Source organism: Ideonella sp. P3_A4 (assembly GCF_056403075.1).
Map to the genome: position 1 here is coordinate 1 of NZ_JBFUGE010000158.1, position 12,076 is coordinate 12,076.

Annotated in this window: 3 protein-coding genes; all 3 read right to left on the reverse strand. The window is 67.6% G+C overall.

What is annotated here, in order from left to right; genetic code table 11:
- The coding region (locus AC1DYI_RS15530) for a non-ribosomal peptide synthetase (protein WP_477205028.1) at positions 1-3,585 on the reverse strand (3,585 nt) is incomplete at its 3' end.
- Between the two features lie 15 nt (positions 3,586-3,600).
- The gene (locus tag AC1DYI_RS15535) at positions 3,601-6,627 is read right to left on the reverse strand and encodes a type I polyketide synthase (protein WP_477205029.1); all 3,027 of its coding nucleotides are present in this window, start codon (positions 6,625-6,627) and stop codon (positions 3,601-3,603) included.
- Positions 6,628-6,646: 19 nt separating this feature from the next.
- On the reverse strand, positions 6,647-12,076 hold a 5,430-nt coding region (locus tag AC1DYI_RS15540; protein ID WP_477205030.1), incomplete at its 5' end, for an amino acid adenylation domain-containing protein.

Here is a 12,076-nt window from a genome sequence, read left to right on the forward strand (position 1 = left end):
GTGGAAGCGGCCCCGCCTCAACTGGATCTCGACCGCGCCGATCGCCGGCATCCGCTCGCGCAGCGCCTCGAAGAAGCCGGGCGCCACCAGCAACTCGTTTTCCTTGCGCAGCTGAGCGGCAATCTCCTGGCGCAGCTGCTCGCACGTCGTCTCGTCGCTCGCCTTGGCCAACTGGACCGACGTGTGGTACGCCTGCAGCAAGCGGTGGTTGCGCACGTCGGCGACCACCACCGTGCCTTGCGGCACCAGACGCGCCGCGCCGGTGATCACTTCGAGCAGGTACCCGACATCCGGGAAGTACTGGATGACCGAGTTGATCAGCACGCAGTCGAAGCCCTCGGCTTGCAGCGACGCGAGGTCGTGGGCCTGCCGCTGTTCAACCCGCAACTGGGGAAGCGTGGCCAGGCTCGGCTGCCGCCGCAGCGCCGCGAGAGCACTGGCCGAGCCGTCAGTGGCCACGTACAGCTGCGTATGCGGCGCAAGCCGCGCTGCGTGCAGCCCAGTGCCGCAGCCCAACTCCACTACCCGCTGTGGTCGCAGGGCCAGCACCCGGTCCGTGGTCTGCTCGACCTGCTCGCGCATTTCATCGGCCGCGATCGGTGCGTCGGTGTAGCTGCTGTTCCAGCCGATGGTGTTGAGAGACGTGTCCTGTTCGGCCAAGTCTTCCTCGTATACCTGGTCGTAGAGCGCGAGCCAGCCGTCCACGTGCTCGGCCTGATCCTCTTCGCGAACCTGCTCGTCACCACCGTGGCCGAGGTCGGGAACGACATAGCCGACCAAGCGCTGCTCGCCGGGTGCGTCTTCTCGCAATGCCACCGCCGCCTCGCGCACGGCCGGGTGCGCGCGCAGCGCCACCTCGATCTCGCCGAGTTCGATGCGAAAGCCATGCAGCTTCACCTGCTGGTCGGTGCGGCCCAGGTACTCCAGGCTGCCGTCGAAGCGGAAGCGGGCTCGGTCTCCGGTCAGGTAGAGACGGTCTTCGGGACCCGCGCCGAACGGGTTCTGAATGAAGCGCTGCGCGGTCAGTTCCGGCGCGTTCAGGTAGCCGCGCGCGACGCCGCGACCGCCGAGGTACAGATCGCCCACGCCGCCGATGGGCACCGGACGCAGCAAATGGTCGAGCACATGCGCCTGCGTGTTGCCGATCGGCCGGCCGATAGAGATGGACTCCGGGTTCACCGGGATACGCGCCACCGTCGACCAGATCGTGGCCTCGGTCGGACCGTACAGGTTCCAGAGTTCACCGCCGGTGGTCGCCAGCGCATGCGCCAGGTCCCTGGGCAAGGCTTCGCCTCCGGCCAGCATCTTGATGCGGGCCGGGTTCTTCCAGCCCGCATCGAGCAGCATGCGCCAGGTCGCCGGTGTAGCCTGCAACGCAGTCGCCCGCGACGCCTCCAGCAACTGCACCAGCTGGAAGCTGTCGGTCGCCTGCTCGCGTGTGGCCAGCACGACGGTGGCGCCGCACACCAGGGGCAGGAACAGCTCAAGTGCAGCGATGTCGAACGAGATCGAGGTGATCGCCACCAGCCGGTCGTTGGCGGCCAGCCCGGGCTCGAGGCGCATGGTCTCGAGGAAGTTCACCACGCTGTCGTGCAGAACCTCCACGCCCTTGGGGCGACCGGTCGAGCCCGAGGTGTAGATGACATACGCCGCGTTGGTAGGCGCAACCGGGCTGTCCACTGGCGCCGCGCTTTCGCGAGCGATGAACTCCCAATCCTCGTCGATGAGCACCACCGGGCACTCACCCTCTGGCAACGTGCTGCGCAGGTTCGCCTGCACCAGCAACAGCGCCATGCGGGCGTCTTCGACCATCAGCGCCAGGCGGTCGCGCGGGTACTCGTGGTCGAGCGGAACATAGGCTCCGCCGGCCTTGAGGATACCCAGCAGCCCGACGAGCAGCGCGGGCGAGCGATCGACGCACAGGCCCACTCGAGCCTCGGGCTCCACGCCTTGCCCTTGCAGGTAGCGGGCCAGGCGATTCGATCGCTCGTCAAGCTCCCGGTACGTCCACGACTGGCCGTCAGCAACGAGGGCCACCGCGTCCGGCGTGCGCGCCACCTGTGCTTCGAACCGGCGGTGGATGCATTGAGCCGGCACGTCCAGCGTGGGCCCTTGGCTCCAGGCCATCAGCTGCTCGCGCTCGCCGTCGGCCAGCGCCGGGAAGTCGGCCACCCGCCGCGACGGATCCTTCACCGCCGTCTGCAGTGCCAGCAACAGGCGCTTTCCGATCATCTCGATCGTCGCCTCGTCGAACAGGTCTGAGTTGTACTGAAGCACATCGCCCTCGCCCTCTTCGTAGAGGAAGAAGCTCAGCTCGAACATCGAGGTGCCGTTGTCCAGGTGCATCGACTCGCACTGCAGCGCACCGGTTTCGAAGGTCGGCAGTTGGTTCTTCTGGGTGGCGAAGAACATCTGGAACAGCGGCGAGCGGCTGGTGTCGCGCTCCATGTTCAGCTCGTCAATGACGCGCTCGAACGGCAGGCTCAGGTTGTTGAGCGCGTTCAGCACCGTGTCCTGCACCTGCTTCAACAGCTCACGGAACGACAGGTCGCCCGTGGGCCTCACGCGCACCGGCAGCGTGTTGACGAAGTAGCCGATCAGCGGCTCGGTCTCGGAATAAGGGCGATGCGACACCGGCGTGCCGACGATGAGGTCGTTCTGGCCGGTGTAGTGGTGCAGCAGCACGCTGAGCGCGGCCAGCGTGGTCATGTAGAACGTCGTGCCCTCGGCCCGGCTCAGATCGGCAATCGCCTGCTTGAGCTCCGCCGGGAAGGTGAAGCGGTGCAGCTTGCCCTTGTAGGTGAGGTGCGGCGGGCGCGGATGATCGGTGAGGACCTCCAGAACGTTCTCGCGGTCAGCGAGCTGCTTGCTCCAGTACGCCGACTGCTTGCGGTGCAGCTCGTTATCGATCTGCTCGCGCTGCCAGATCGCGAAGTCGCCGTACTGGAACGGCAGCGCAGGAAGATCCGGCTCACGGCCAGCGGCGTAGGCCTCGTAGCAGGCAAACCATTCCTTGAGGAAGATGCCCAGCGACCAGCTGTCGTAGACGATGTGGTGGATGAGGAAGAACAGCACATGGTCGTCGGGCGCGAATCGGTAGACCGTGCCGCGAAACAGCGGCGCCTTGTCCAGCGGGATCGGGTTCTTCGACTCGCGGGCGATGAGGTCTTCGAGGAAGGTGGCGCGCTCTTCTTCCGAGAGTGACAGCGGCACCACCGGCAGCTGAACGCTGAGCTGCGGCAGGATGACCTGGTTCGGCTCGCCGCGGAACGTGGAGAGCAGGTAGGTGCGCAACACCTCGTGGCGCTCGACCAGCTTGTTCAACGCGCGCTCCAGCGCGGCCACGTCCAGCGGGCCGCGGATGCGCAGTGGGACCGAGACGTTGTAGACCACGGTACCCGGGTCCCAGTGCTCGAGAAACCAGAGCCGTTGCTGCGCGAACGACAGCGGCGCCTGGTTGCGCTGCTCGCGAGGCCTCACCTGCATCTGTGAAGCGGGCTTGGCCTTGCGGCCTCGCAGGCGTTGCTCCAGCAACGAGCGCTGCTGTTCCGAAAGCTGCGCAATTCTGTTTGACGTGTCGAGCATGGTCTGAATACCTTGTTAGATCTGGGGCATCGACTCGATCTCTTCCAGGATGGCCAGCTCGACCAGCTGGGCCATTCCGGCGATCGTGGGTCTCTCGAGCAGCGCCTTGAGGGGGATCTCCACCTCGAACTGCTCCTTGATTCGTGTGTGCAGCTGGATCCCGAGCAGGGAGTTGCCGCCGAGGTCGAAGAAGTCTTCATGCACCTGGATCCGGGGGATCCCCAGCAGGTCCTGCCAGAGCCGCATGATTTGCGCTTGCGATTCGGTGACCGGCGTGGCCTCGGCTGGGGCCGGGTGCAGGCGCACTGGCGGCGTGTCGTCGTGGGGAACGCCTACCGCTTTTGTCGCCTGGGGCACTCGCGGGCCGTGCGGTGCGTCGATCCAGCAGCGCTGGCGCTCGAAGGGGTACGTGGGCAGCACCAGGCGGGCGCGGCGGGCCTTCCCGTGCACCGCGCCGCGGTCAACGCGCCCACCCGCGGCCCACAACCGCCCGAGCGCCTGCAACAGCTGTTCCGCCTCGCTCTGAGACGCTTGGCTCTGCGGCAGTGATGCGATGACCACCTGTTCGCTGCCACCCTCGTGCTGATGGACCAGCGACGCCAGCGTCCGGCCCGGGCCCACCTCAACCAGGATCCAGGGTGACGACCCCTTCAGCAGCTGCGTGAGGCCCTGAGAGAACTGCACCGGCTCGCGCAGGTGGCGCACCCAGTAGTCCGGGCTGGTCGCCTGTTCGGCCGTGATCCACGTGCCGGTCACGTTGGACAGGTACGGTGTCTGCGGTGCACGCAACGGCACCTGTGCGATCAGCTCCCTGAACGCGTCGACGACCGGGTCGACCATGCTGCCGTGGGAGATGCGCGAGACCGGCAGACGGTTGTGCAGGATCTGGCTGCGCTGCAGATCCACTTCGAGCGCGGCGATGCCCTCATGCGGGCCCGAGATCGAATACAGGCCCGGCGCGTTGAACGCGGTCACGGCCACCCCATCGGGCAGACCCGGCAGTTGCTCTTCGCCGCGCAAGAGGACGGTAAGGATGGTTCCTTCGGGCAAGCGCTGCAGCAGTTGCTCGCGCCGGGCGATCACGCGCAGGGCATCTGGCAGTTCGAAGACGCCGGCCAGCGTGGCAGCGACGTACTCGCCCATGCTGTGGCCCAGGTAGGCCTCGGGCTGCACACCCCACGATCGCCAGAGCTGGCCGAGCGCGTATTCGAAGGCGAAGAGAACCGGCTGCGACAGCTCGGCCTGCTGCGGTGCGCCTTGGCTGTCGACCGTGCCGAACCGTGCAGCGAGATCGGGCAGCCCGTGGGTGGCAAGGATCCGCGCGCACTGGTCGATGCAGTCGCGAAACACCGGCTCGCGTGCATAGAGCTCGCGTCCCATGCCTTCGTACTGAGGCCCCTGCCCTGGCAACAGAAACGCTACCGGACGCTCGCGCTCGCCGTGGCGGGTGAAGACGCGCTGGGGAGGCAGCGTGGCCAGCGTAGCGACCGCGTCGTTGGCATCTTTGCAGACGACGAAACGGCGATGGGCAAAGGCCTTGCGTCCGACCTGCAGCGTGTAGGCCACGTCCGCCAGGTTGGCGTCCGGGTGGACTTGAAGGTATGCGAGGAGATTKCTCGTCGCCTGCTGCAAGGCGGGCTCGCTCTTCGCGGACAGGGTGAGCAGCTGCCAGGCAGGGGCCGGGTCGGAGGGCGTCGCGGGCGGAGCCTCCTCGAGCACGACGTGCGCGTTGGTCCCACCGACACCAAAGGCGCTGACACCAGCGCGGCGCGGCTGGCCGCCACGCTCCCAGGGCCGCGCTTGGGTGTTCACGAAGAACGGGCTGCGCGCCAGATCGAGCTGCGCATTGGCAGCCTCGAAGTGCAAGCTCGCGGGAATGCACCCGTGCTCCAGCGCCAGCACCGTCTTGATGAAGCCCGCCGCGCCGGCCGCCGTGTCCATGTGGCCGACGTTCGTTTTCAGCGAGCCGATGGCGCAGAACTGTTCGCGCTCGGTGCTGGCGCGAAACGCCTTCGTCAAGGCGGTGACCTCGATCGGATCGCCCATCGCGGTCGCCGTGCCGTGGCACTCGACGTACTGGATCGACTCGGCCGGCACACCGGCCAGCAGCTGGGCCGTGCGGATCACGTCGGCCTGGCCATCGACGCTCGGTGCGGTGTAGCTCACCTTGCCGGCGCCATCGTTGTTGATGGCCGAGCCGCGCACCACCGCATGGATGGTGTCACCATCGGCGAGGGCATCGTCCAGCCGCTTCAGCAGGACCATGGCTGCGCCTTCGCTCTGCACCGTGCCTTCGGCGCGCGCATCGAAGGCCCGCGTGCGACCGTCGGACGAGCTCTTGCTGCTTTCTTCGTAGAGATAGCCGGTGAGCTGGGGGATGCTCAACGCCACACCGCCGGCGAGCGCCATGTCGCACTCGCGGTTGAGCAAGGCCTGGCAGGCCACATGCAGTGCGACCAGCGAGGTGGAGCAGCCGGTCTGGACCGTCACGCACGGGCCTTTCAAGTTCAGCTTGTAGGCCAGACGGGTGGTGAGGTGGTCCTTGTCGTTGGCGAGCACCACGTGGTAGGGGTCGACCGCCTCGACCAGCTCGCGGTTGGGCCACAGGTTGTTGAGCAGGTAGCTGGAGATCGCGGTGCCGGCATAGACGCCCACCGAGCCGGTGTAGCGCTCGACGTCGTAGCCGGCGCGCTCGAACAGCTCCCAGGCGCATTCCATGAACACGCGCTGCTGCGGATCGGTGTACGCAGCTTCAGCCGGCGAGATGCCGAAGAACAGCGGGTCGAACTGCTCGACACCATCGACCACGCCACGCGCCTTGACGTAGCGGCGGTCGCGCAGCGTGGCCTCGTCGATGCCGGCCTCCGACAGCTCGTCGTCGGAGAAGAAGCGGACGGTCTCGCGGCCGTCGCGCAGGTTCTGCCAGAACTGCTCGATGCTGCCGGCGCCGGGGAAGCGGCCATTCATCGCCACGACGGCGATGAGGTCGCCCTGGTCATCGTGCTCGTCGTGGCCGGGTACGGAAGTTGGAACGTGGGTCATCACAATCTTTCGGATGGGTTCAAGGGGCGGGCTGCCGCCGCCGTTCGGCCTGGCGGGCTCGCGAGGCGCGTCGCGTGTTGGCCTGGTCTTGCGTGGCCGCCGGTGTGAACACCGGTTCGGCAGCGGCCTCGGCACTCAGGTGCCTGGCCAGCGCGGCAATGCTGGGGTACTGGAAGATCGACACAGCCGTGAGCGGCTCACCTGTGCGCCGTTCCCCCAGCCGCTGGTTCAGCCGGCTCAGGATCTGCGGCACGATCAACGACGAGCCGCCCAGCTCGAAGAAGTTGTCGTGCACGCCGACGCTGTCGAGCTTGAGCACCTCTTGCCAGACCTGCGAGATCGCCTGCTCGAGTTCCGAGCGCGGAGCGACGTACTCGATCTCGCGCGTCGCCGGCGCAAGCGGTTGCTGGGCCAGCCGCTTGCGGTCGATCTTGCCGTTGGGCGACAGCGGCAAGGCGTCCATCGGCACGAAGTCCGAAGGCACCATGAAGCTCGGCAGTCGGCCGGCCAGGTGCTGGCGCAACTCGCCGGCCCGGATCGCCTCGCTCCCGCAGGAGACGACGAAGGCGACCAGCCGCTTGTGGCCCGGCACGTCCTGCCGCGCGACGACGACCGCGTCGCCGACACCAGGGTGGTCGCACAGCGCGGCCTCGATCTCGCTCAGCTCGATGCGGTAACCGCGCAGCTTCACCTGTTCGTCGCGTCGCTCGATGAACTCGATCTGGCCGTCCGGCAGGTAGCGGCCCATGTCACCGGTCTTGTACAGGCGCGCATCCGGCGCTTCGCTGAAGGGATCGCGGACGAAACGCTCCGCGGTCAGCTCCGGCCGGTTGTGATAACCCCGGGCCAGGCCGGCACCGCCGATGTAGATCTCGCCCGGCACGCCGACGGGCGCCGGCCGCATCATCGCGTCCAGCACATACACCTGGTCGTTCGAGACCGGTGCGCCGATCGGGATCGTCCTGGCGTTGTCCGGTACCTCTCGCACCAGGTGCCAGGTCGACCAGGCCGTGCACTCGGTCGGGCCATAGATGTGGACGAACCTTTGTGGCGGCCCCTCACGGAGCATCGCGCGAACACACTCGCAGTCGACGGCTTCGCCGCCGATGATCACGTCGTGCAGCGAGCGCAACCCGTCCGGCACCGTGGTGGCCATCAGGTTGAACAGCGCCGTGGTCAGGAACAGCACCGTGATGCCCTGCTCCTGCAATTGCGCCGCCAGGTCGTGCGGCGAGAGCATCACGTCCTTCTCGAAGCCGACCAATTGCCCGCCGTGCAGCAGCGCGGCCCAGAGCTCGAAGGTGATGCCGTCGAACGAACCGTTGGAACCCTGCGCCACGCGGTCGTCGGGGCCGAGCGTGATGTAGTTGGTGTTGAACACCAGCCGGTTGATGGCCCGATGCGGGATCTGCACCCCCTTGGGCCGGCCGGTCGAGCCCGACGTGAACATCACGTAGGCCAGGTTCTCGCCACGGGCGAGCGGCGACGGGTTGTCGTCGGGCTCCAGGGCCAGCGCCGTGTTGCCCGAGCCGACATCCACGATCCGGGCCATGTGCGACGCGAGCCCGGCCGGCGTCGCGCCGTGCGTGAGCAGCACGGGCACCTGCGCGTCCGACAGCATGAACGCGATCCGGTCCTGCGGGTACGTCGGGTCGACAGGCACGAAGGCAGCGCCGGCCTTGAGCACGGCGAGGATGCTGATCACCCACTCCGGCGAACGATCGAGGTACAGGCCGACCAGCGTCTCGAGGCCGACACCGAGCCGCCGCAGGTGATGCGCCAGCTGGTTGGCCTGCTGGTTCAACTGCCGGTAGCTCAACCGCCGGTTCCCCCAGACAACCGCCGTGGCGTCCGGCGTGCGTTGCACCTGGGCCTCGAACAGCTCGTGCACGCCGGCGTGTTGCGGGTAGTCGGTCGTCGTCGCGTTCCAGGCGCGACGTGCCTGTTGCTCCGCCTCGGTGAGCAGCGGCAGCGCATCCAGCGGTTGATCGAGGTGGCTGGCCAGCTCCTCCAGCACGCGGCGGAAGTGTGCCGTTACCCGCTCGATGGTGTCGCGCCGGAAGAGCTGGGTGTCGTACTGCAGTCGCAGCTCCAGCCCGCCTTCGCGCGGGCCCACCAGCACGACCAGGTCGAACTTCGCCATCTTGTTGTCGGTCTGCGAAGCCGTCAGCGCGGCGTCGCCAATGTGCGAAGGCAGCGGCGAAGGATCCTGCAGGCCGAACAGGATGCGGAAGGGCGGCGCGTTGCCGATGTCGCGCGCCAGCCCCAGCTTGTCGATCACCTCTTCGAAGGGGATCTCGGCGTGCTGGAAAGCCCCGAGCGCAGTCTTCTTCACACGCGCCAGCAACTCGCGGAACGTGGGGTGCCCCGAGAGGTCGGTGCGCAGCACGAGCGTGTTGCCGAAGTAGCCGACGACGTGCTCGAGCTCGCGCCGATCGCGGTTGGCGATCGATGTGCCGACCAGCAGGTCTTCCTGGCCGGTGTAGCGGTAGAGCACGGTCTGCCACGCCCCCAGCAACAGCATGAAGAGGGTGCACTGCTCTTCACGGCCCACGCGCTCCAGCGCCGCCAGCGCGGCGGGGGGCAGCATCTGCGAGACGCTGTCGGCTGCCTGGTTGCGGGCCGTCGAGCGGGTGAAGTCGGCGATCAGCGTGGCCGGCTGCGGCAGGTCGGCCAACTGCTGGCGCCAGTAGGTCAGTTGCTCGTCGAGGCGATCGCCGGCCAGCCGCTGGCGCTGCCACTCGGCGAAGTCGCGGTAGCGCACCGGCAGCGGTGGCAGTGCGGGTGCCACACCCTGGGCCGCGGCGGCGTAGAGGGTCTGCAGATCGCGCAGCAGGATCCGCATCGACCGGTCGTCCGCCGCGATGTGGTGGATCGTCAGCAGCAGCACATGGTGGTCTGCACCGCGGCACACCAGCATGGCGCGGACGGGCCACTCGGCGGCAAGGTCGAACGCGTAGCGAGCCTCCTCCAGCGCCAGGCGCTGCATCTCGGCCTCTTGCTGCGGCGGCGGCAGCTCGCGCAGATCGATCACCGGGCATGCCAACAGCTTGTCGGTGATGACCTGCTGGGGCACGCCGTCGGCGCTGACGAACTCCGTCCGCAAGGCCTCGTGCCGCAACACCAACGCGACGAGGCAGCCACGCAGCACGTCATGGTCCAGCGGCCCGCGCAGGTCGAGCACGGTGGGAATGTTGTAGGCCGCCTGCTCCTGGGTCACCGCGTCGTGGATCCACAAGCGCTCTTGCGCGAACGACAGCCGGCTGGCCCCTGCGCCGATCGTTGCGATGGGGGCCGGCAGTGCATGTTGTGAGCTGGCTCCTTCTTCCTCGATCAAGCGGGCCAGTTCGGCCACGGTGGGTTGCTCGAACAACGCGGCCAGCGGCAGGTTCTGCGCGAAGGCTTCGCCCAGGCGCGAGACCACCTGGGTCGCCTGCAGCGAATGGCCGCCGAGCTCGAAGAAGTTGTCGTGGATGCCGACGCGTTCGCGCTTGAGCACCTCTGCCCAGACGGCGGCAATGGTCTCCTCGACCGCGTTGGTCGGTGCCTGGTAGCCACCGAGTTCACCCACCACCACGTCGAGCCTGGCCAGGGCCTGGCGGTCGACCTTGTTGCTGTTGGTGAGAGGGAACGACGGCATCGCGACGAACGCCGACGGCACCATGTACGAAGGCAGCGTCCGCTTCAGGAAGGCGCGCAGCTCGGCCGCCATCGCCCCTGATTCCCCGCTGACGTAGAAGGCCACCAGCTGCCGATCTTCCAGCGCGTCGCCCTTCACCAGCACCGCTGCTTCTTGCACGGCCGGGTGCTGCAAGAGTGCCTTCTCGATTTCCTCGAGCTCGATGCGGAAGCCGCGCACCTTCACCTGGTCGTCGGTGCGGCCGAGGAAATCGATGCTGCCGTCTTCGAGGTGGCGCGCGATGTCGCCGGTGCGGTACAGGCGCGTACCGGGCGACGCGAAGGGGCTCTGGATGACGCGCTGGGCCGTCAGTTCGGGGCGCCCCAGATAACCCCGGGCCAGGCCGGCACCGCCGATGTACATCTCGCCCGGAACCCCGACGGGCACCGGCTGCAGCGCCTGGTCCAGCAGATAGACCTGGGTGTTGCGGATGGGGCGGCCGATGGTCACTCGTTCGCCGGCGTTGCACTGCGCGACCGTGCTCCAGACCGTTGCTTCGGTCGGCCCGTAGGCATTGAAGAAGCCGCGGCCGCCGGCCCAGCGATCCACCAGGAACGCGGGGCACGCCTCGCCGGCCGTGATGATCGTCTGCAGCGCAGGAAGCGGGGCGTGCGGCATGTTCGCCAGCACCGACGGCGGCAGCGTCGCATGCGTGATCGCCTCTCGCTCGAGCAGCTCCAGCAGCTTCGCGCCGACCGTGAGATGGGGACTGATCACCAGCGTGGCGCCGGAGCCCAAGGCCATGACGATCTCGAAGATCGACGCATCGAAACTGATCGACGCGAACTGGAGCACGCGGCTGGAGCGTGTGACACCAAAGGTGGTCTGCTGCGCTTCGAGCAGGTTGTGCAGGCCCGCGTGCTCGACCTCCACGCCCTTGGGCTTGCCCGTGGAGCCGGAGGTGTAGATCACGTAGGCGAGCTGCGAGCTGCTCTCGCCGTCATCGCCAAGCTGATCAACCGGGCCGGAATGATCGACGGTCTCCACGTCCAGCATCGACACGCTGGACGGCAATGCTGCCACCAGCTCGCGGGTCTGCGCCTGCACCAGGACCAGCGACAGCCGCGCATCGTCGACGAGAAACGCCACCCGATCCGTCGGAAGGCCGGGATCGATGGGCAGGTAGGCGCCACCGGCCTTGAACACCGCCAGGATGGCGGTGACGAGCGAGACAGAGCGCTCGAGGCAGAGCCCGACCAACACGTCGCGGCCGACGCCCTGCCCTCTCAATTGGCGGGCCAATCGCGTGGCCCGGGTGTCGAGCTCGGCATAGGTCAGCCGTTCGTCGCCGCAGACCACCGCCACCTGATCCGGGTCGGCCTTGGCACGGGCTTCGAACAGCCGATGGAAACAGACATCAGAGGGTGGCGCCGAGGGTCGGTTCCATTCGCCCAGCAGTCGCTGTTGCTCGACCTCGGTCAGCAACGCCAGCGTGGCAATCGGTTGCGACGGCCTTTCCATCGCCGCACCCAGCAGCGTCACGAAGTGGCCGCCCAGTCGCTCGATGCGGGCGGCATCGAACAGGTCGGCGTTGTATTCGACCTGCACCAGGAAGTCGTCGTCTTCCTCTTCCATCGACCACGTCAGCTCGAACCGGGCGACACCACCATCGATCTCACGTGGGCGGCCAAGCGTCAGCTCGGGCAGGCTGTAGGTCGCCGCGGGCGCCTTCTGGCGCAAGACGAACATGACCTGTACCAGCGGCGTATGGCTGGTGTCGCGGTCCGGCCGGACGTGTTCGACCAGCTGGATGAATGGAATGTCCTGATG